At 60.9% G+C, this 20432-nt stretch carries 17 protein-coding genes, 1 tRNA gene and 1 other RNA gene; 7 read left to right on the forward strand and 12 right to left on the reverse strand.

The features are described from left to right. Positions 1–51 precede the first annotated feature (51 nt). Positions 52–1215 (reverse strand): DegT/DnrJ/EryC1/StrS family aminotransferase, encoded by a 1164-nt coding sequence (locus HW554_RS13040; protein ID WP_246285217.1) that lies wholly within the window; start codon positions 1213–1215, stop codon positions 52–54. A 181-nt stretch (positions 1216–1396) separates the two neighbouring features. Here HW554_RS13040 and HW554_RS13045 point away from each other — a divergent pair, with 181 nt between their 5' ends. After that, a complete protein-coding gene (locus HW554_RS13045; RefSeq protein ID WP_176909031.1) occupies positions 1397–2290 on the forward strand; it encodes a DUF6565 domain-containing protein in 894 nt (297 codons plus the stop codon). 112 nt (positions 2291–2402) lie between these two features. Here HW554_RS13045 and HW554_RS13050 read toward each other — a convergent pair whose 3' ends face one another. From HW554_RS13050 to HW554_RS13075, 6 genes are all read right to left on the reverse strand, one after another. Continuing rightward, a complete protein-coding gene (locus tag HW554_RS13050; RefSeq protein ID WP_176909032.1) occupies positions 2403–3293 on the reverse strand; it encodes a glycosyltransferase family 2 protein in 891 nt (296 codons plus the stop codon). Between the two features lie 122 nt (positions 3294–3415). Beyond that, complete coding sequence (locus tag HW554_RS13055; RefSeq protein WP_092737006.1) at positions 3416–4114, reverse strand: cell division ATP-binding protein FtsE; 699 nt, start codon at positions 4112–4114, stop codon at positions 3416–3418. A gap of 150 nt (positions 4115–4264) precedes the next feature. Next, positions 4265–4468, reverse strand: coding sequence for a fructose-6-phosphate aldolase (locus tag HW554_RS13060; RefSeq protein WP_176909033.1), 204 nt, complete (start codon positions 4466–4468; stop codon positions 4265–4267). Positions 4469–4572: 104 nt separating this feature from the next. Beyond that, a complete protein-coding gene (gene fsa, locus HW554_RS13065) occupies positions 4573–5229 on the reverse strand; it encodes a fructose-6-phosphate aldolase (protein WP_176909034.1) in 657 nt (218 codons plus the stop codon). Positions 5230–5475: 246 nt separating this feature from the next. After that, an RNA gene (gene ffs / locus HW554_RS13070) (signal recognition particle sRNA small type) lies at positions 5476–5572 on the reverse strand. 118 nt (positions 5573–5690) lie between these two features. After that, complete coding sequence (locus HW554_RS13075) at positions 5691–6086, reverse strand: carboxypeptidase-like regulatory domain-containing protein (protein ID WP_176909035.1); 396 nt, start codon at positions 6084–6086, stop codon at positions 5691–5693. 296 nt (positions 6087–6382) lie between these two features. Between HW554_RS13075 and guaA the strand changes: the two genes are divergently transcribed. The 3 genes from guaA (at position 6383) to HW554_RS13090 (ending at position 12530) form a co-directional block, all read left to right on the forward strand. Continuing rightward, entirely contained in the window at positions 6383–7915 is a 1533-nt protein-coding gene (gene guaA, locus HW554_RS13080; protein WP_176909036.1) for a glutamine-hydrolyzing GMP synthase, read from the forward strand. A 204-nt stretch (positions 7916–8119) separates the two neighbouring features. Then, positions 8120–9235: an inorganic phosphate transporter gene (locus HW554_RS13085; protein ID WP_176909037.1), complete on the forward strand. Its 1116-nt coding sequence runs from the start codon at positions 8120–8122 to the stop codon at positions 9233–9235. Between the two features lie 151 nt (positions 9236–9386). Next, positions 9387–12530, forward strand: a complete 3144-nt coding sequence (locus tag HW554_RS13090) for a TonB-dependent receptor (RefSeq protein ID WP_176909038.1) — start codon at positions 9387–9389, stop codon at positions 12528–12530. A 154-nt stretch (positions 12531–12684) separates the two neighbouring features. On the opposite strand, the gene arsS is transcribed toward HW554_RS13090, so the two are convergent. From arsS to HW554_RS13110, 4 genes are all read right to left on the reverse strand, one after another. After that, entirely contained in the window at positions 12685–13731 is a 1047-nt protein-coding gene (gene arsS / locus HW554_RS13095) for an arsenosugar biosynthesis radical SAM (seleno)protein ArsS (RefSeq protein ID WP_176909076.1), read from the reverse strand. A gap of 57 nt (positions 13732–13788) precedes the next feature. Further along, positions 13789–14838 carry a methyltransferase domain-containing protein gene (locus HW554_RS13100; RefSeq protein WP_176909039.1) on the reverse strand — a complete coding sequence of 350 codons (1050 nt, stop codon included), beginning with the start codon at positions 14836–14838 and terminating at the stop codon, positions 13789–13791. Between the two features lie 348 nt (positions 14839–15186). Further along, positions 15187–17115 (reverse strand): DUF4153 domain-containing protein, encoded by a 1929-nt coding sequence (locus HW554_RS13105; protein ID WP_176909040.1) that lies wholly within the window; start codon positions 17113–17115, stop codon positions 15187–15189. A 133-nt stretch (positions 17116–17248) separates the two neighbouring features. After that, positions 17249–17330: transfer RNA gene (locus HW554_RS13110), tRNA-Leu, on the reverse strand. 398 nt (positions 17331–17728) lie between these two features. Between HW554_RS13110 and HW554_RS13115 the strand changes: the two genes are divergently transcribed. Further along, complete coding sequence (locus HW554_RS13115) at positions 17729–18238, forward strand: low affinity iron permease family protein (protein ID WP_176909041.1); 510 nt, start codon at positions 17729–17731, stop codon at positions 18236–18238. A gap of 131 nt (positions 18239–18369) precedes the next feature. Here HW554_RS13115 and HW554_RS13120 read toward each other — a convergent pair whose 3' ends face one another. Beyond that, positions 18370–18996 carry a Dps family protein gene (locus tag HW554_RS13120; RefSeq protein WP_176909042.1) on the reverse strand — a complete coding sequence of 209 codons (627 nt, stop codon included), beginning with the start codon at positions 18994–18996 and terminating at the stop codon, positions 18370–18372. 129 nt (positions 18997–19125) lie between these two features. Here HW554_RS13120 and HW554_RS13125 point away from each other — a divergent pair, with 129 nt between their 5' ends. Together HW554_RS13125 and HW554_RS13130 are read left to right on the forward strand one after the other, a co-directional pair. Next, the gene (locus HW554_RS13125; protein WP_176909043.1) at positions 19126–19851 is read left to right on the forward strand and encodes a VIT1/CCC1 transporter family protein; all 726 of its coding nucleotides are present in this window, start codon (positions 19126–19128) and stop codon (positions 19849–19851) included. A 59-nt stretch (positions 19852–19910) separates the two neighbouring features. Next, the gene (locus HW554_RS13130; protein ID WP_176909044.1) at positions 19911–20432 is read left to right on the forward strand and encodes an MOSC domain-containing protein; all 522 of its coding nucleotides are present in this window, start codon (positions 19911–19913) and stop codon (positions 20430–20432) included.

The following is a 20432-nucleotide window of genomic DNA, read 5'->3' on the forward strand; positions in this document are numbered from 1 at the left end:
GAAAATTGGAACTGCCGGGGCGGAAAGAAAAAACCGGGCCAACCCGCCCCTTTACGCCAGCCCCGCCCGTACCTGCGTCGCCACGTAAGCCACCTGCTCGTCGGTAAGCGTGGGGTGGATGGGTAGCGAAAGAACAGTGCGGCACAGGCGCTCGGCCACCGGAAACTGCCCGGCCCGGTAGCCCAGGTACTCGTAGGCTGGCTGCAGGTGGTTGGGCAGCGGATAGTACACAGCCGTGGGCACGCCGCGCGCCGCCAGAAACTGCTGCAGCGCGTCGCGGCGGCCGGGCTCGTCGGCCAGGGTGAGCGTGTATTGATGAAAAACGTGGGTGCTGCGCAGGTCGCGGGCCGGCACCGCAACGCCCGGCAGGCCCGAGAGCAGCGCGTCGTAGCGGGCGGCCACATGCTGGCGGGCGGCGGTCCAGGCGGGCAGGTGCGGCAGCTTCACGCGCAGCAGAGCCGCCTGCAGCGTATCGAGGCGCGAGTTCAGGCCCACATGCTGATGGTGGTATTTGCGCGTCTGGCCGTGGTTGGCGAGCTGGCGCAGGTAGTCGGCGCGCCCGGCATCACGCGTGAACAGCGCGCCCCCATCACCAAAGCCGCCCAGGTTTTTGCTGGGGAAAAACGACGTGGTGCCCACCTCCCCTACCGTGCCGGCCATCCAGCTGGCCCCGTTTTCAGCCTGAAACGTAGCCCCAATGGCCTGGGCATTATCTTCGATGAGGGCCACACCGTACCGGTCGGCCAGCTGGCGCAGAGCCTGCAAATCGGCGCACTGCCCGAACAGGTGCACAGCCACGATGGCACCGGTGCGAGGCGTGAGGGCGGCGGCTACGGCCTGCGGGTCGAGGTTGAAGGTGCCGGGCAGCACATCGGCCGGCACCGGGCGCAGGCCCAGTACGGCGGCGGCTTCCAGCGTGGCCACGTAGGTGAAGGCCGGTACTATCACCTCGGCTCCGGCTGGCAGCTTCAGGCTCAGCAGGGCCAGTTGCAGCGCGTCGGTGCCGTTGGCGCAGGGCACCACGTGCGGGCCGCCCAGGTACTGGCTCAGCTCGGCGGCAAACTGCCCCACGGCCGGCCCCTGAATAAAAGCGGCCTCGTGCAGGCAAGTGGCGGCAGCGGCGTTTAGCCCGGCCTGCAGCGGAGCATGCTGGGCCGGTAAATCGAGCAGCTGAATAGGCGCAGGCGGCGCGACAGGCGAGAGCAAAACAGACAAAGGCAAAATCAAAAAAAACAACCGGAGCGGCAAATATACAGCGCGCCACACCGGGCCGTGCCCAACGCACCCGCACCCCAAAACACCGCAACCGCAGGTTGCAGGTTTGCGTTAGACCCCAAAGGCTCCAGCCAATTTTGCTCTCTCCAGCAACTTCCCTTCCCTTTTTAAACCCCTTTTTATGCTTCGCAAAACCCTCACCATCCCCGCTCTCTCGGCCCTGCTGCTAGCCGGTGGTATCTTCACGCAGACCAGCTGCAGCAACACTCAGCAAACCGAAATGGCCGCCGATAAAGACCAGGCCTACAACGATTTCCAGACTTTCGTTTCCGACGCTGAAACCAGAGCGGAAGCTGCGGCCAACGCAACCGAGGAAGACTATAACCGCGAAACGGCCCAGATGAAGGCCGACTTTGACAGCCGGGTGGCAGCCGTAGACAAATACGCCGACCAGTATGACGACACCCGTCGTCAGGAAATCGAGCAGCTGCGCAACCGCTATACCACAGCCTACGATAAGCGCGAGGCGTCCTGGACCAACCGTTCGGGCATGGCTTCGGCGGGCGAAATGCAGTTGGGCAAGTACTACAAGCCCAGCTCGCCGGCTACCCGCGTAACGGCGGCCAACGCCCGCCAGACGTACGAGTCGTTCGTTAATGATATCAAGCAGAACGAAGACAAATACGACATCAACGACTGGCGCAACATCAACGCCGAGTGGCGGGCGCTCGACGAAGCCTACGACAAAGTAAAAGGCGACATTCCGGTTAACGATCTGGCCGAAATTCAGAAGGAAAAGCTGAAGTATGCCGCCTTCAAGTCGTTCGATAAGGCCGAAGCGCGGACCGCGCAGGGAGCCGACGCCATCGGAGGCGCGGCCAACGAAGTAGCCAACGAAACCCAGGACGAGCGTTCGGCTGTGGGCCGGGCCGTTAGCAACACCGCCTCCGACGTAAAGGAAGTCGGCAAAGACGTTGGCCAGGGAGCCGCCAAAGTAGGTAGTAAGGTAGGTGGAGCCGTGAAAGGCGCTTACAAGGAAGTGAAGTCGGAAGTAAAAAACACCGACAACGACTAGCCTGCATATTGTCTGCAAAACCGCTAAAAGCGCCGGTTCTTCTCTCGAAGAGCCGGCGCTTTCGCGTATCCTATCTTGAGCGATGCACTACCTAGCTGACATTGCCTGCACCTTAGCGCAGCTCTGTCAGCAGCCAGTAAAGCTTGAGCGCGTCGAGTTGGCGCAGGCTGGGGCGGGCCGATAGCAGGTTACGCTGCACCTGGGTCTGGCGCAGGCTGAACGTGGTACGCACAGCCTCGCTCAGGCCCCAGCGCTGCAGGCGCAGGGCGGCCCCCAGCAGGCGGGTATCGGCCCCCAAGCCTTCGGTACGGTACAGCTGCACTAGGTTGCGCACGGCATCATGGCTTTTCTGCAGAAAGACGGAGGCCGCTTCCAGGCCATCGTGCAGCACGGGGTTGTCGAGGTGCTGCACCACTATGCCGGAGCGGCGCAGCAGCCAGCCAAACTTGGTATCCTCGTGGCCGTAGCGCGTCAGGCTTTCATCGAGGCCCAACTCCCGAAAGACGCCGGCCTGAATAAGCAGGTTGTTGAGCGTGAGCTGGCCATGGGGGGCACGTTGGCGCACGGCGGCCGGGCGGGCTTCGCGCCGGCAGCCGTATAGCCAGCGCAGGTGCAGGGCGTCATCGGCAGGGGGACTCGTTTCGTAAACGGTGCCGCCAGCCAGTACTGGGGCCAGGTAGCGGCCGGCCCGGTAGCGCGCCAGAAACTGGTCGTCGGGCAGGCGGCTGTCGTTGTCGAGCAGCAGCAGCCACGCGTAGCGGGCAGTAGCGGCCAGCTGGTTGCGGATGGCTGCCCGGCCCACGTTGCGCTCCAGCTCGGTGTATACCACGCCAGGCAGCCCGGCCAGCTCCCGGTTCAGCACCCGGAACGGCTCCTGCGAACCATCGTCGAGGCAGCGGATTTCGACAGGACCGTGCCAATCGGCTGCCTGCGCCAGCAACGCACGCACCAGCGGCCGCACATCGTTGTTAAACACCGGAATCAGCACGGAGAGCCCAATCATGCGCGACGGGTAGGGGCTTGCGGGTAGAATATGGGCGTTGGGCAGCACCGCTGCCTACCCCTGGAGGCTCAGGCGGGCCAATTGGTTGTCAGCATCGGCCGGTTTTTTTGGGCCGGGCGGGCTTAGCTCAGGGCAAAAGGCGTCACGGCCGAGTCAATCAGCTGGCCCTGCTCGCACTTCAGCACCCGGTGCGGGTACTGCTCGATGAGCTGGTAGTTGTGGGTGGCCATGAGCACGGCCGTACCGGCGTTATTTATCTCCACGAACAGCTTCATAATGCTGTCCGACACGTCGGGGTCGAGGTTGCCGGTGGGCTCGTCGGCCAGCAGTAACAACGGCTCGTTGAGCAGCGCCCGGGCAATTACCACCCGTTGCTGCTCGCCGCCCGAAAGCTGGTGGGGCATTTTGCCGGCCACGCTGGCCAGCCCCACGCGCATGAGCACCTCGGAAATGCGCTGCTGCTTGCGGGCCTTGCCTTTCCAGCCGGTGGCATTAAGCACGAATAGCAGGTTATCGGCCACCGAACGGTCGAAAAGCAGCTGAAAGTCCTGGAAGATGATGCCCAGCTTGCGCCGCAGGTAGGGCACTTTGTCGCTGCCGCTGCTGCCCATACTGCGGGGCAGCCCGAAGCCCACCACCGAGCCGGTACCGGCGGGCAGCGGCAAATCGGCGTACAGCGTCTTCAGCAGCGAGCTTTTGCCCGAACCCGTGCGGCCCACTAGGTAGGCAAACTCGCCCTTTTCCAGCGCAAACGTCACCTTCTGCAGCACCGTATTCACGTCCTGCATAATGTAGGCATCGTGCAGCTCAATAACGGTCATATTGATGGAGTAGAAGTTTTGAGAACTGAGGACGTTTTTGCCGAAAGATCGAAAGGAAAATTGTCATGCTGAGCTTGCGAAGGACCTATTTAGCTTCTCAATAGGTCCTTCGCAAGCTCAGCATGACAGACTTCGTACCTGACCCGAAACCTAGATTTCCAGCTTCTGCAGCCGGCCGAATTCGAGGCCGCTGATGACGCTGGCCAGCTCGGTTTCCTTGCCTTCGAGGCCGTAACGGTGCAGGTCCTTCAGCGGCCGGTCGGCCCGGAAGTAGGCTATGAGCACAAACTCCTGGTCTCGCAACTGAATGTAGTCCGGAATCTTGGCCTTGCCCTTTACTTTGATGATGTACATGATGGGAGCTTGGGGTCTTGGTTGGGTGGGGTCTCGGATGACGTTCCTGCAAAAAGCTGTTGAACGTCATCCAGGACCACAACAAGCCAAGGCCCTAAAGTCCGTTAGGCATTCACCTTCTTATGATCGGCCAGGAAGGTAGCCAGGCCTTTGTCGGTGAGCGGGTGGTTAAGCAGGCCCATGATTACGCTCAGCGGGCAGGTCACCACGTCGGCCCCCAACTCGGCGCACTGCAGCAGGTGGGGTACGTGGCGCACCGAGGCAGCCAGCACCTGCGTAGGGTAGCCGTAGTTGCTGAAAATATCCACAATCTGCTGCACCAGCTGCAGGCCATCGTGCCCGATATCATCGAGGCGGCCCACGAAGGGCGATACGTAGGTAGCACCGGCTTTAGCAGCCAGCAGGGCCTGCCCGGCCGAGAAAATCAGCGTGCAGTTGGTTTTGATGCCTTTATCGGAGAAGTAGCGGATAGCTTTCACGCCTTCCTTGATCATGGGCACTTTCACCACAATGTTGGGGTGCAGCTCGGCCAGCGCCTCGCCCTCGCGGATCATGCCCTCGAAATCGGTGGCAATTACCTCGGCTGATACGTCGCCATCCACGATTTCGCAGATTTGCTTGTAGTGGCTCATCACGGCATCGGTGCCTTTGATGCCCTCTTTGGCCATCAGCGAGGGGTTGGTGGTCACGCCATCAAGCACGCCCAGCTCTACGGCTTCCTGAATTTCCTTGAGGTTGGCGGTATCGAGAAAAAACTTCATCAGATCACGGATTAGCGCGGATTTTATCGGATTTCGCGGATTTCAGGAACGAGCCGTTGAACAGGCTGCTCTGCCTCCGGAAGCCGGCAACGGCCGGCGGCGCAAAGTACGCAAAAACAAAAAGGCGGCCCAAACAGGCCGCCTTTTATGTTTTCCTCAAACTATATACTTAGGTCAGCGACGAGCAGATGGATCCGGCTACAAAAGCCGTGCAATCCGAAAAAATTCGCGCTAATCCGTAGTCCAAAAAAAGCGAGCCAAAATCGCACCGCTCAACCACCTACCCTTGCTACCTTCCGGTCCTGGGGGAATTCAGCAGGAGCTGGTCGTTCTGACTCGCCGATGCAAAGGTAGGCACAGTCAGCAGGAATTCGGCATGCAGGCTAAAATAAATGCGGTTTATGCAGCTTTTCGGCAGCAATGCTTTTGTTTTGAAGCACTTAACTTATTCGCCAGAGACCTTAATTTTTGTAGGCCCGCTTCGCTGATTTGTACTGGCGCTTGAACTGGCGTTTGTAGTTGGCAATGGGCCGCAACCGGGCGTTGAAGGCAGTGCTGGCAGCAGGCACAACCACGCTGGTATCGTAGTAGCCCGCGGAAGTGATGAGCAGGCGGAATTCCAGCGCGCTGCCTTTAAGTAGAAACCGACCTTCTGAGTTGGTGACAACCAGGGTCCTGCTGTCGGTGCCGACCGAAACCGAGGCGCCGGCTACGGGGATATTCTTGAGGTCGGTAACGTTGCCGTACACCTCGCGGGTAGCGGGGCCTTGTACCCCCGGCGTGGCCGGCAGCGGAGCCCCCGGCCACGCGAATATGCTCCAGGAGAGCAGCGACCAAAGTAGAGGAGAAACTAGCATAATAGGAAGGTGGAGAACGGAAATATTGCTCTGCGAGAGCCCGGAGGCCAGACGGCCGAAGCCGCCGCTGATGGGTCGGCACCTCGGATCGGGGCAGTGGCTTCCGGAGTGAGCGAGTGCATAGGTACCGTGTTTCGGACCGGGCGCCAAACCGGCAGGGCGCATTTACGGCCAACCGCTGCCTTAGCCCCGCAGAAGCCGCCGTTTGGCCGGCGGCGACGGCGGACCCAGCGGAGCGACGGGAGAAAAAAGCCAGAAAGTAGGGTTGGTATGGATTCGGCACGCTAATTTTGCCTATGCCTGAACAAATTCTCATCCTCGATTTCGGTTCGCAATACACCCAGCTCATTGCCCGGCGCATTAGGGAGCTGAATGTTTACTGCGAAATTCACCCGTTTACGCACGCCCCGGACCTCACTGAGGATATCCGGGGCGTTGTGCTTTCGGGCTCGCCCTGCTCGGTGCGCGACGCAGATTCGCCCAACCCCGACCTGAGCGCCTACCTGGGCCGGGTGCCGGTGTTGGGCGTGTGCTACGGCGCGCAGCTGCTGGCCCACCAGCAGGGAGGCGAGGTGCTGCCGGCCACCATCCGCGAGTACGGCCGCGCCCGCCTCAGCCACATCAACCAGCACCACCCACTACTGCATGGCCTGGAACCCGGCTCGCAGGTCTGGATGTCGCACGGCGACACCATCAAGGAGCTGCCGGCGGGCTTTCTGGCTATTGCCGGCACACCCGACGTGGCGGTGGCGGCTTACGAAATCGAGGGTCAACAAACCTACGGCATCCAGTTCCACCCCGAAGTAACGCACTCGACGGATGGCAAGCGCCTGATGCGCAATTTTGTGGTAGACGTGTGCGGCTGCGCCCAGGACTGGACGCCCGAGCACTTTGTCGACAGTATGGTAGCCACGCTGCAGACCACCATTGGCGAGCAGGACCAGGTTATTCTGGGCCTTTCGGGCGGCGTCGATTCGAGCGTGGCGGCGTTGCTGCTGCACCGCGCTATTGGCTCGCGGCTGCACGGTATATTCGTAAACAACGGCCTGCTGCGTAAGGATGAGTACGAAGACGTGCTGCATTCTTACAAGGACCTGGGCCTGAACGTGCGCGGCGTGGACGCCAGCGCCGAGTTTTACGCCGCCCTCGAAGGACTCACCGACCCCGAGCAGAAGCGCAAGGCCATCGGCCGCACCTTTATTGAGGTATTCGACCAGGAATCGCAGAAAGTAGATGGCGCCCGCTGGCTGGCCCAGGGTACCATTTACCCCGATGTGATTGAGTCGGTTTCGGTGAACGGCCCGGCCGTGACCATCAAGAGCCACCACAATGTGGGCGGCCTGCCCGAGAAGATGAACCTGAAGATTGTGGAGCCGCTGCGGGCCTTGTTCAAGGACGAGGTACGTGAGGTAGGCGCGGCGCTGGGCCTACCGGGCCACATTCTGCACCGCCACCCCTTCCCCGGCCCCGGCCTGGGCATCCGCATTCTGGGCGACATCACGCCCCATAAAGTAGACCTGCTCCAGCGCGCCGACGCCATCTTCATCAACGGCCTCAAAGAGCACAACCTCTACGACGAAGTGTGGCAGGCCGGCGTAATGCTGCTGCCCATCCAGAGCGTGGGCGTAATGGGCGACGAGCGTACCTACGAGCAGGTGGTGGCCCTGCGCGCCGTAACCAGCGTAGACGGCATGACGGCCGACTGGTCGCACTTACCCTACGAGTTTCTGGCCGAAGTCAGCAACAAAATCATCAATCAGGTGCGCGGCATCAACCGCGTGGTGTACGACATCAGCTCCAAGCCGCCGGCTACTATTGAGTGGGAATAAACGAAGCTAGTAGGCCTCAATTTGGCCTACTAGGCGGGGCGTAGCTGCGCTGTACATCGGTTGGTTTTGCGCCGCCAGCCAGCCGGAAACTATTTCTTGATCCGGTAAAACCAACGGTCGGAATACAGCCGTAAATTGCCTCATAAGCTCCACGCTGGTTTCTGGCGTGGAGTTTATAGTTTAGGTCTTTTACTGCTGTTGCCCATGCTGTTACTTCTGCTGTTTCTGGCAGTCTTGCTGCTCACATATTCCAACGGCGCCAACGACAACTTTAAGGGCGTGGCTACGCTGTGGGGCAGCGGCACGATGGCCTACCGCCCGGCCCTGATATTGGCCACGATAGCCACGTTTGCCGGCTCCATCTGCTCGTATTTCTTTGCGGAAGAGCTGATTAAGAACTTTTCGGGCAAAGGGCTGGTGCCCGACGACATTATTCAGTCGGTTGATTTCACGCTGTCGGTAGCCTTGGCGGCGGGTGTTACGGTACTGCTGGCCACGCGGTTTGGCTTTCCCATTTCCACCACCCACGGGCTGGTGGGCGCATTGGTGGGGGCCGGGCTGGTGGCAGTGGGCACGGCCGTGAATTTTGCCAAGCTGGGCGCCAGCTTTTTTCTACCGCTCATTCTGGGGCCGGTGCTGGCCGTGGGGCTGGGCAGCCTGGTGTACGTGCTGTTTCGGCAGGGCCGGCGGGCGGCGGGCATCACTGAGGCATCGTGCGTGTGCGTGGGCGACACCTGGGTGCCAGCGGTGGCGGCGCCTACTGCCGCCTTCACGGCGCTGCCCACGCTGCAGGCCGGCACGGGCACCCAGGCCGAGTGCCAGAACCGCTACCAGGGCAAGTTCATCGGCCTGAATTTTCAGCCCCTCATCAACAACCTGCACTACGCCAGCGCCGCAGCCATGCGCTTTGCCCGCGGCCTCAACGACACGCCCAAGCTGGTGGGACTGCTGCTGCTGTGCAAGTTCTTCGATATGCCCGTGAATGTGCTCGTGCTGGCCGTGGCCATGGCCATTGGTGGCCTGCTGAATGCGCGCAAGGTGGCCGACACCATGAGCAAGAAGATATCGAAGCTCAACCACGGCCAGGGTTTCACGGCCAACCTGATAACGAGCCTGCTCGTGATTGCAGCCAGCAAATTCGGCCTGCCCGTGTCCACCACGCACGTATCGGTGGGCAGCATCTACGGCATCGGGCTGGTAAACGGCACGGCCAACTCGCGCGAGATTGCCAAAATCGGGTTGTCGTGGCTGCTCACGCTGCCGGTGGCCGCACTGCTGAGCGCGGGCTTCTACTACACCTTTCACACGCTGAGCCGTTGATGCCGCTCTGATAAATGAACGTCATGCTGAGCGCAGTCGAAGCATCTCTACCGCTTCGTTGCGGTAGTAATCCAACGAAGCGGTAGAGATGCTTCGACTGCGCTCAGCATGACACGCCGACTCAATTCCCTCCCCCTCTTAACCTCTTCACGTGAAAAAACTCCTACTCCTGCTACTAGCCGCCTTTCTACCGCTGCTCACGTTTGCCCAGCTTACGACCAGCGCTTTTGAGGGCCAGGTGGTGGGCCAGGATGGGGCCGGCATTCCTGGCGCCACGGTGCTGCTGACGCACGTGCCCACGGGCACCCGCAGCGGTACGCAGTCGGACCCCAGCGGCAAGTTTCTGCTCAACAACCTCAAGCCCGGCGGACCCTACCAAGTGCAGGTGAGCTTTGTGGGCTACACCACTGAAACCAAAACGGAGCTATACCTGAGCCTGGGCAAAGTGGCCCGCCAGACGTTCACGCTGCGCGAAACCAGCACCGAACTGGCCGACGTGCAGGTGACGGCCAACAAGAGTGACCCTTTCACGACCGACAAAAACGGCCAAGCCTACCACCTGGGCCAGACGGCCATCCAGAATACGCCCACGGTGAACCGCAGCCTCGGCGACCTCACCAAGCTGATGCCGCAGGGCAACAAAAACTCCTTCGGCGGCTCCAACTACCGCTTCAACAACCTGAGCATTGATGGCATGGCCACCAACGACGTGCTCGGGTTTCAGGAGCCGTCGAGCGGCGCGGCGGGCTCGGTAGCGGCGGGCACGCCCGGCGCGCTGGCTGGTACCCAGCCCATTTCGCTCGATGCCATCGACGAAATTTCGGTCGTGATTTCGCCTTTCAACGTCACACTGGGCAATTTCACGGGGGCCAACATCAACGCCGTGACCAAGAGCGGCACCAACCGGTTTGCGGGCAGCGTGTACAGCTACGGCCGCAACCAAGTCATTACGGGCCGGAGCGTGGACGGCCAGCGCACGCCCATCGACAAGTACTATGACATCCAGTCGGGCGCCAGCTTGGGCGGGCCCATCATCAAAAACAAACTGTTTTTCTTCGGCAACTACGAGCTGCAGCGCCGCGAGGAGCCAGTCTCGTTTGCGCCCGGCGCGCCCGGCGCCGGCGTACCGCTGGAGGTGGCCCAGCAGGTGAGCGACTTCCTAAAGTCGGAGTACGGCTACGACCCCGGCACGTTTGGCAACGCGTCCATCAAGCGCAACAGCGACAAGTTTTTGCTGCGCTTCGACTACAACATCTCCGACAAGCACCGTCTCACGCTGCGCGACAACTACGTGGCCGGCTTCGCCGACAACCTCGAACGCTCGCCCACGGTGCTTAACTACGGCAACCAGGGTTTCCGGCACAACAGCCGCACCAACAGCCTGGTGGCCGAGCTGAAAAGTACGTTCAACAACCGGGTTTCGAACCAGCTGATTGCCGGCTATAATACCGTGAACGAAGACCGCAGCTACCAGAACCGGCTGTTTCCGCACCTCGAAATCAACTACAACGCCTCCACCATCATTTACGCGGGCACCTACCGCGAGGCCGCCATTTATGGCTCCAGCGTGAGCACCACCCAGCTGACCGACAACCTGACAATTTTCAAGGATAAGCACACGCTCACCTTCGGCACCTCCAACGAGCTCAACAACATCGAGTACCGCTTCCTGACGGCATTTAACGGCCGCTGGCAGTACCCCTCGGTGGATGCGTTTCTGGCCAACCGCCCCACCCGCGTACGCGGCGTCTACAACACCGAAAACAACGACGCGGCCTTCAACAAAACCCAGCCCTCGGCCGATTATCGGGTGATGCTGCTCAGCGCCTACGCTCAGGACGACTACCGCCCAACCGACCGCTTGAGCCTGCAGCTGGGCCTGCGCCTCGACATGCAGCTGCACCCCGACAAGGTGCCTGTGAACCCGGCCGTGGCCCGGAACCCGGAGTTTGCGCAGTACCAGAACAAGTTTGGCGGCGTGCCGCAGTTCAACCCCCGCCTCAGCTTTAACTACCAGCTGAATGAGGCCAACACCGTGCAGGTGCGCGGAGGCTCGGGGCTATTCACGGGGCGTATTCCGTTTGTGTGGTACGCCTATGCGCACTACATCTCGGGCAACCGCTACAACAACATCGACTTCCGCCCCACCGGCGCCCTGCCCATTGCCGACGACCTATCGGCGCTACAATCGGTGCAGCCTGGCATTGCCGAAATCAACCTGATTGACAACGATTTCAAGCTGCCCCGCGACTGGAAATCTACGCTGGCCGTTGATGTGAAGCTGCCCTACGATTTCACCTTCACGGTCGAGGGCCTGTACTCGAAAGTGGTGGCAGGCATGCTGTTTCAGTCCATCAATTTCAAGGATGCCAAATCCACCTTCGCTGGTGCCGACAACCGGCCCTACTTCACCAACACCGGCAGCGCGGCCAAAATCGACCCCGCGTTTACCAACGTGTTTGTGATGCGCAACACCGACCAGGGCTACAACTACAACGCCACCTTCACGCTCAGCAAGCGCATTCAGAACCGCCTGGAGGCCTACGCCGGCTACAGCTACGGTCAGAGCAAGGACTTGGTGAACGGCGTGCGCGTGTCGCCGGCCGCCAACTACGAGTGGAACCAGTCGCTGGTGGCCAACAGCCCCGCCCTGGCCTATTCCAACTTCGACCTGCGCCACAAGTTCATCGGCAATATCTACTACAATCTGAACGTGAAAAAGGTCAACCTCGGCGCCAGCCTGGTGTACATCGCACGTTCGGGCAGCCCGTTCTCGTTTGTGTACGAGGGCGATATGAACCGCGACGGCTCGGCCAAAAACGACCTGCTCTTCATCCCGCGCAACCGCGAGGACATTGTGCTGGCGCCCATCACGGGTGCCGCGCCGGTATCGGCGGCGCAGCAGTACGAGCAGCTCGACCAGTACATTAAAGACAGTCCTTACCTGGCGGGCCGCCGCGGCGGCTACGCCGAGCGCAACGGTGCCCGCACCCCCTGGACCCAACAGCTCGACCTGCGCCTCACGGCCAAGCTGCCCCTCACCCAAGCCGGCACCCAGCGCCTGGAAATCACGCTCGATGTGCTCAACCTGGGCAACCTGCTGAGCAACGACTGGGGCCGCCAGTACTTCGTGCCCAACATCAACAACTCGGGCTACGCGCTGCTCGATTTCGTGCGTATCGAGAATAACCGGCCGGTGTACCAGTTCAAGCAGCCCACCAGCACACCCTGGCAAACCGACCCTATCAACTCGCGCTGGCAGGGGCAGTTGGGCCTGCGGTACTCGTTCAATTAAGTACTCAGGAATATGCAGATGCGGCGAAAAGGCGGACCTGCTGAGCATGACGGCCTTGTTTTCTGTTCAAGTAGGTTCTTAGCGCTGCTTAAAAAGAAAGGCCGACCAGTAGAACTGGTCGGCCTTTCTCGTACCGATTAACGCAGCTGGTTACTTACACTACGGTGCCGCCGCAGCTGGAGCCCGCGCCGGCCGTGCAGCCGTAGCAGTGCTGGTTCACCACGATGGCGCGCTCCCCGAGGGCGGCGGCATCGAAGTCGCGGATGTGGCGCACGGGGCTGGCCACGTGCAGGTCCAGCATCTGGTTGAAGTCGCAGTCGTATAGGCCGCCGTCCCAGCTCACGGAAATGGTGTCGCGGCACATCACGCTGGCGGCAGCAGCCGGGTTGAAAGCATTCACCAGCTTCTCCATGTAGCCCGCGTAGTGGCCCGACTCGATGAGGTAGTCGAGGTAGCGGCTCACGGGCAGGTTGGTGATGGCATAAAGCTCATTGAAGACAATGCCGAAGTCCCGAGAAAGGGCCCGCTTGTAGTCGGCCTGCAGGCCGGCCTGGGGGCCGGGCAACGACGCACCGCCGGGGTTGTATACTAGGTTCAGCACCAGGCCCGAACCCTCCTGACCGTAGCCCACGGCGTTGAGCATTTTCAGCGCCTTAATAGAGTCCTCAAACACGCCGTCGCCGCGCTGCTTGTCGGTGTTTTCGGCGGTGTAGCAGGGCAGCGAGCTCACTACTTCCACGCCGTGCAGCTTGAAGAACTCGGGCAGGTCGTGGTACTTCTTATTGGCCACGATGATGGTGAGGTTGCAGCGCACCAGCACCTTGCGGCCCAGCCAGCTGATTTGCTCCACAAACCAGCGAAAATCGGGGTTCATTTCCGGGGCGCCGCCAGTGAGGTCTACCGTGGCAATGTCGGTCTGGGCCAGCGCATCGAGGCAGAGTTGCATCGTTTCGCGGGTCATGATTTCCTTGCGGTCGGGGCCGGCATCTACGTGGCAATGGGTGCACACCTGGTTGCACATCTTGCCCACGTTAATTTGCATGACTGCCGGCGCTACCGGCAGCAGCGGGAAGAACCCAGCCCCACGCAACTTCTCGTGAAAGCGCGGCTGGTGGTGCGTATCGGCCTCTTCCCGGCTAAGCACGGTGAGCTGGAAAGCAGAGTCGGCCAGTTGGTTGCCGGTGGCCTTGAGGGACTTAATCATGGACGCGGTAGGAGAAAAAGTTAGAAGCGCAATGTGCAGCAGGCCACGGCCGGCTTAGCAGCAGCTACCGGTAGTGTCGTCGGCGTTGCTGCTGGTGGAAGCGGCTACCGGCCCGCAGGGGAACAAGCCGAAATGGCGGTCCTTGGCGCCATCGAGGCGGAAGTGGACACCGAAGCGGGTAAGGGCCAACATGTCGGCGGTGTTGCCGCACACCAGCATGGGCCGACCGGTTTCGAAGTGGTGGTGGTCGTCGAGGGTGAAGCCGTTGGGCTCGTCGGGCAGGGTGCCGAGGTAGGTGGCTACCTGGCCGTAGTCCTCGCACTGGTCTTCCAGGGCGAGCTTAAAGGCCCGCACCGTGAGTGAGTAGAACTTGATGTTGCCCACTTTCTGCTCGATTTCCTCGTTGTCGATGGTGAGGCGGCGCTGGCTCATGAGGCGGTAATCGTTCACGCCCAGCTCGCGTAGCAGGCGGCGGAAGTCCTCGGTGTAGAGGGCACCACTCAGGCACTCGCCGTAGAGCACCGGGTCCTGACGCAGGCTTTCGGGAATGCGGCGGTCGGCGAATACGTCGGCAATGAACAGCTCGCCGCCGGGCTTCAGCACCCGGAAAATTTCGCGGTAGGTGGCGGCTTTGTCGGTGCTCAGGTTCAGCACGCAGTTGCTCACCACCAGGTCCACGCTGTTGTCCTCGATGCCAGCAGCGGCCAGGTCTTCAATGTAGCCGTGGCGGAACTCCACGTTGGGCTTGGCGTAGCCGAATTTGGTGGTGTGGGCGGCAATGTTGCGGTTGGCCACGGCCAGCTGCTCCTCCGTCATATCCACCCCAATTACGTGGCCCTGCTCGCCCACCAGCTTCGAGAGCAAGTACACGTCGCGGCCCGAGCCCGAGCCCAGGTCGAGCACCGTGAGGCCTTCCACGGCCGAGGGCACGCACACGCCGCAGCCATAGTACTTCTCCAGCACTTCCGACTCCAACGTGGCCAGAATGCGCTTATGGGCAGTCGGAATATCGTCGGTGCAGCAGGCGTTGGTTTTCAGGTCCTGGCTGGTGGTCAGCTCGCGGCCGTAGTAGTCTTGTACCTGCTGCTGAATTTGTTGCTCCATGATAGAGGAAATCGAATAGAATGGGGAATGCGTTGGTAAGCGCGGAAATACGCGAATGGTTTCAGGGAAGCGGTGCAATGAAGATTCCAACTTTCCCAAAGGCCAGCCGAAGCTCAATGCCGCACTGCCCAACGAAAGTTACGACCATTATGCGGCAGTGGATTGCCAACCTGACTGTAGGCACCAATTCCTGCCCCGCCCGTGTGCCTAAGCAAGAGCTAACATCCAACAAATCAGAGATATTACCAGCTTATTACCAAGCAGATAATGAGTAATAAAGGCTTGAAAAATATGGGCGTAAGCCCGGCGTATTCGACAGCTTGGTCAGCTCGCCGCCCCGGCGTTGGCTTACCTCACCTCCAGTAGCGCGCGGGCCTGGTAGTTATAGCGTACGGTGTCGCCCTGTTGCTCGCGGGTTAAATCGGTCAGGTAGAGCTGCAGGATGAGGGTGGAGCTGGCAGCGCGAAGCGTAAGGTCTTTTACGGTCAAATTGACGCGGTAATCGGCGAGGTTACGGCCGTGAACGGCAGCGAGCGAATCGGCTAACGCGCCCGGCGACACCGATAGGCGCGGCTGCCAACTGCCCATGCCCTGGCGCTGCTCTAATAACAACTGCCGGCCATAACGGAGCGCCCGGAGCCGGAAACCGCTACTATCGGCCAACGGAATCCAGGCCACTACTTTGGCTGCAGCAATGCCCCCATCATATTCGTGCACATTGATATCGTTGACCCAGTAGCGGCCGTTGCCCAGGGCGTACACCTCGCTGGTTACGTTGCTTCGTTCCGTCCCGAAGTTCACCCGCTGGGCTGACTCACGGACGTCCTTCTCGGTGGCGTAGCGCGTAATCCGGTCGTAGCCGGTGAGCGTAAAAGGGCGCTCCTTCCAGTCGGTTCCCTGCCAACTCTGCTGCTGCCGCGAAAGGTTACGCACCGAATCGGGCGGCGTGAGCGAGGCCGCAAACAACGGTTGCAGGGTAGATAGCGCGTCACGGGCGGCAAAAAACTCGAAGACTGAGCTTAGGCGTTGCTGCGCCTTGAAAGGCAGATTCGGCTGCCGCTGGGCGGCGCTGTCGAGGTGGCCGTTTTGCAGCAGGTTGAACTGCTGGCTGATTTCGCGCAGCTGCCCGAGCTGGCTGCGTTCGGCCACCGCAAACGCGCCCCAGGGCCCGCCGGCAGCCAGCAGGGCCAGCAGCCCCAGCGAGGCCGGAATCCAGATGATGCCCTGGCCCCGGCGCCATAGAAAATACGCGGCCATGCCCAGCAGCCAGCCGGCCAGCAGCAGCACGAAATAGCGTTCCTCCGTGATGCCGTACTCGGCAATGCGGGTGCCGATGGCCACGGCCAGCAGCCCCAGCAGCGGAAACAGCGCCCGGTAGAACCAGCGGGCAAACGTGCTTATCCAGGCGTTTTCGGCGACCTCACGGATGGGGTGAATGAGCAGCAGCGCGAAGATGCCAGCCACCGCCAACGCCAGCACCAGCACCGAAACCCAGCCCTGCGGCAGTGTCCAGGTAAGCAGAATACGGCCCAGGTAGGCGTATAAAATGGCAAAGTAGAGCACCACCAGCGGCAGCAGCACAAACTGGGTAAACACCTTCAGACCCTTTGGATAAGAAGCGGGCTGCTCCAAGGCCGCAAAACTAGTGGGCACGCCGGCCAGGAAAAACCAGGTGTTAAACACCGTAGCCAGCCCCACAAACAAATAGCCGTACCAACGGCCGTCCAGCTTCACCCCAAACAGGTTATCAACGGCCAGCAAAGCCAGCGCGCAGCCCGCGAACAGCACGCCCGAGTACAGCGCGGCCGTGAGAATGCGCAGAAACAGGGTTTGGTTGTAGCGCCAGAAGCCCGGCGTGTCGGCCGTGCCGCGCAGTTCGGCCAGGTAGGGCCCGGCCGCTACGGCCAGGTGGGCCGCCAGCAGCAGCAACATCAACCGCAGCGCCCAGATGAGGTTGGGCTCGGCGGGGGCCAGTGCGTACCAGAGTCCCAGCAGCGCCAATGCCCCCAGCTGCGCAGCTGCCTTCACGGCCGGCCGCCAGCCATATCGTTCGGCTGTTACGGCCAGCGCCAGCATGAGCGGCAGCCCCAGCCCCGCGGCTGTTAATAGCGGAAACAGCCATTGCAGCTCGCCTTCCTGCGGGCTTGTCGACGTATCGCGCTGGATCAGGTAGGTACCCACACCACCCAGCACGAAAGAGCACAGCAGCGTGAGCGGGAAGCGGCGGGCCACCCGGGCCATTTCGGCGGCCAGGTGTTGCAGGGAGGGCAGTTGCATGGCAGAAGGCGGGAGAAGCTTGATTTGCCGCGTCAAGAAAGCCAAAGTTTCCTGCCTGCGCCAGAAAACGAATTATGCCTAAAAACAAAAAATCCGCTTCGGCCAAGGCCAAAACGGATTTTTTTTACAAGAGTGCGCGCGGGGAGATTCGAACTCCCACACCCGAAGGCACCACCCCCTCAAGATGGCGTGTCTACCAGTTTCACCACGTGCGCAGTTGTTGGCAAGCACTCTTTCCTGTTCAAAGGCCGAAGCCTCCGGACTCGCTGAGGCGGCGAATCGATGACAAAAGTAGGGGGTCGGAAGTCAGGGTGCAAGCGCGGGGCACGTTTTTCCGTCAGATAATGCGTCGGCGTACTGCTTACGGCTCATTGTCAGGCGTAAAAATTTCGTTCCGCATTCATTTAATGGGCTTATATTTAGTAAAGAAGCTATTCAGAAAGCTCAAAGAACGTCGTATTGAGCGTACCCAGGCGTCTCGGCCGCTGCGTAGCATGTTGCAGCCAGGCAGCAGAGGCACTCCGGTTGCACTCAGCATTAGGTTCTCATTGGTATCAGCCGATGATGGCTTTCCCACCAGCTTCATTTACTGCCGCTCCCCTACCCTTGTCGTATGCAGCCCACTTCTTCCGTAGCGCCGGCGGGCACCACGCACTTTTTCGCCCGGTTTGCCGCCCGGGTCACCACCTGGTCGGGCAGTACGGCGGCTTTTTGCCTGGCGCTGTCTACCATACTGGCCTGGGCCGCTACGGGGCCGCTGTTTCACTATTCCGAAACCTGGCAGCTGGTCATCAACACGGGTACCACTATCGTTACCTTTCTGATGGTATTTCTCATTCAGCGGGCCCAGAACAAGGATTCGCTGGTGCTACATCTGAAGCTCAACGAGCTGCTCGCATCTCATAAGGGAGCCAGCAACCGCCTCATCAACGCGCAAGATTTTTCGGAGGAAGAAATCCACATGCTCCACAACTACTTCTGCATGCTGGCCGAGAAGGCCCGCCAGGACCACAACCTCGGCCGGACACATTCGATAGAGGAAGCCGAGGAAAACCACTTGCAAAAGCGCCGTCGCCGCCGCCACCATCGTCGGGGCGGGCAGCCCATACTACCTGCCGAGTAAGCCAAGACGTACGCACTTGGGCTGTTCTATGCATCGCGCCTACGGTTTCGTTTTGCGTAGGTCCCATAAACTAAAAAGGCTTCTTCCCGCGGCGGGGAAGAAGCCTTTTTGGCTTACTCAGCAGGCAGTACTTATTCGGAACGAACCAGCTGCGTGTCTACTACGTGCTCCGACACAAACCACACCTGTAGCTCGTTGGTCCGCATCACGTCGCTCACTACCACGTCGTTGGTACCGTCGTCGCCGGCCTCATCGGCCTGCTTGGCGTAATCGTGGCAGTTTTTGAGAATAATCTGGTGGGCTTCCAGCAGGCGCGACACCTGAATGGGGGCCTCCTCCCGGTCGCGGGGCGTACGCGGGATGGTGGTCAGCTCGGCTACATCGTGGGCCATGGCAATAGCCACGCCGCCCAGAATCTGGATGCGCTCGGCAATGGTATCTACAATCGTGCTTTGCTCTTCGTAATGCTTGTCGTAGAGCAGGTGCAGCTGGTAGAACGTTGGGCCTACTACCTGCCAATGATGCTTCTTGTACATGTCGCGCAGCGTCATGGTATCGGCCAGCAGCTGGTTGAGCTGGGTTACGCTCTGCTGACGCGTTTTTTCGTCGAGGCCAATGGGTAGCCGCTGCGAGACGGTTCCGTACTTCTGAAGCGGCTTGGGCGCGTCGAACTGCTGGTTGAGGATAGGCTGGATGCTGGACGCAGGGCCGCTGGTTTGCGTATTTTTTGCTTTGGTAGTGGCGTTTGACTTAGCCATAAGTAGAGAGGTCAGAAAAAATCAGAAGATAATGCCGGCACGAATCCGTCCGGTTGGTTTAGCATACGTAGGACGTAGGCGTAGGTTAGTTATCCGCTACACGTTTTATCCACTTCCCAGCCGTTGCGTATGCCACACCCGCACATCCATCCACACGATGAAAGCCACCTGAGCAGCTCGGCGGTGCTGCAGGATATTGTTATCGGGCTGGCCGATGGGCTGACGGTGCCGTTTGCGCTGGCGGCTGGCCTGAGTGGGGCCGTGAACTCGTCGGGCCTTGTGATTACGGCCGGGCTGGCCGAAATAGTGGCTGGCTCCATTGCCATGGGCCTGGGTGGCTACCTGGCTGGCCGCACCGAAGTGGAACATTACGATTCTGAGCTAAAGCGCGAGTACACTGAAGTAGCCAACGTGCCCGAGGTAGAACGGGCTGAGGTAGACGAGCTGCTGGCCGAAATCGGCTTGTCGGAAAGCACCCGCGCCCTGGCCGTGCGCGAGCTGACTGCCGACCCCGACCAGTGGGTACGCTTCATGATGAAGTACGAGCTGGGCCTCGAGAAACCCGACCCGCGCCAGGCACCCAAAAGTGCCTACACCATTGCCGGGGCCTACGTGGTAGGCGGGCTGATTCCGCTGAGCGCCTACTTTTTCACGTCTACACCCTCCGAAGGCCTGGTTTGGTCGGCGCTGATAACGCTGGTATGCCTGCTGGTTTTTGGCTATCTACGCAGCCGCCTTACTGGCCAGCCGCCCGTGTGGGGGGCACTCAAAATGGCCGGCGTTGGTTCGCTGGCCGCCGGGGCAGCCTACGGAGTAGCCAGGCTGATTGCGGGTTGGGATTTTTTAGGGTTGTAGATTGGGTTGAGAGGTAAACCCGCCCATCGTTCTGAGTTTTCAATTTCTGCGCTTATAAAATGCCCTTTCCCTTCATCGGCGACGATAAATCGACCATTGCCCGGCTGCTGGGCACGCTGCCCCAGCAGGGCCGCATCGAGTGGATTGGCCTGCGCCCGGTTCGGCGCGAAGCCATGCTGGTGGTAGCCGAAGCCGAGGCGGAAACCGACCGCCACCTGCTGGGCGACCACGCCCGCCCGCGCCCCGGCGGCAAGCGGCAAATCACCCTCATTCAGCACGAACACCTGGCCGCCGTGGCAGGCTTTCTGGGTCTGCCTGGGCCGCTCGATCCGGGCCGGCTGCGCCGCAACCTGGTGGTGAGCGGCCTGAACCTGCTGGCCCTGAAAAACCGACAGATTAGTATCGGCGCCGAAGTGGTGCTTGAAATTACGGGGGAGTGCCACCCCTGTTCGCGCATGGAAGAGGAGCTCGGGCCCGGCGGCTACAACGCCATGCGCGGCCACGGCGGCCTCACGGCCCGCATCATCCAGGGTGGCCTCCTCCACGTCGGCGATGTGGTGGTCGTGTTGCCCAAGCCCTAA

It is taken from the genome of Hymenobacter lapidiphilus, from assembly GCF_013377885.1.
Classification (GTDB): Bacteria; Bacteroidota; Bacteroidia; order Cytophagales; family Hymenobacteraceae; genus Hymenobacter; species Hymenobacter lapidiphilus.

Bases quoted from the DNA above. Each gene is read 5' to 3' on its own strand.
- HW554_RS13115 (WP_176909041.1), top strand. From the start codon at position 17,729: ATGCAGCCCACTTCTTCCGTAGCGCCGGCGGGCACCACGCACTTTTTC.
- HW554_RS13055 (WP_092737006.1), bottom strand. From the start codon at position 4,114: ATGACCGTTATTGAGCTGCACGATGCCTACATTATGCAGGACGTGAAT.
- HW554_RS13125 (WP_176909043.1), top strand. From the start codon at position 19,126: ATGCCACACCCGCACATCCATCCACACGATGAAAGCCACCTGAGCAGC.
- HW554_RS13105 (WP_176909040.1), bottom strand. From the start codon at position 17,115: ATGCAACTGCCCTCCCTGCAACACCTGGCCGCCGAAATGGCCCGGGTG.
- HW554_RS13045 (WP_176909031.1), top strand. From the start codon at position 1,397: ATGCTTCGCAAAACCCTCACCATCCCCGCTCTCTCGGCCCTGCTGCTA.
- guaA (WP_176909036.1), top strand. From the start codon at position 6,383: ATGCCTGAACAAATTCTCATCCTCGATTTCGGTTCGCAATACACCCAG.
- HW554_RS13120 (WP_176909042.1), bottom strand. From the start codon at position 18,996: ATGGCTAAGTCAAACGCCACTACCAAAGCAAAAAATACGCAAACCAGC.
- HW554_RS13060 (WP_176909033.1), bottom strand. From the start codon at position 4,468: ATGTACATCATCAAAGTAAAGGGCAAGGCCAAGATTCCGGACTACATT.
- HW554_RS13075 (WP_176909035.1), bottom strand. From the start codon at position 6,086: ATGCTAGTTTCTCCTCTACTTTGGTCGCTGCTCTCCTGGAGCATATTC.
- fsa (WP_176909034.1), bottom strand. From the start codon at position 5,229: ATGAAGTTTTTTCTCGATACCGCCAACCTCAAGGAAATTCAGGAAGCC.
- HW554_RS13085 (WP_176909037.1), top strand. From the start codon at position 8,120: ATGCTGTTACTTCTGCTGTTTCTGGCAGTCTTGCTGCTCACATATTCC.
- HW554_RS13130 (WP_176909044.1), top strand. From the start codon at position 19,911: ATGCCCTTTCCCTTCATCGGCGACGATAAATCGACCATTGCCCGGCTG.
- HW554_RS13100 (WP_176909039.1), bottom strand. From the start codon at position 14,838: ATGGAGCAACAAATTCAGCAGCAGGTACAAGACTACTACGGCCGCGAG.
- HW554_RS13050 (WP_176909032.1), bottom strand. From the start codon at position 3,293: ATGATTGGGCTCTCCGTGCTGATTCCGGTGTTTAACAACGATGTGCGG.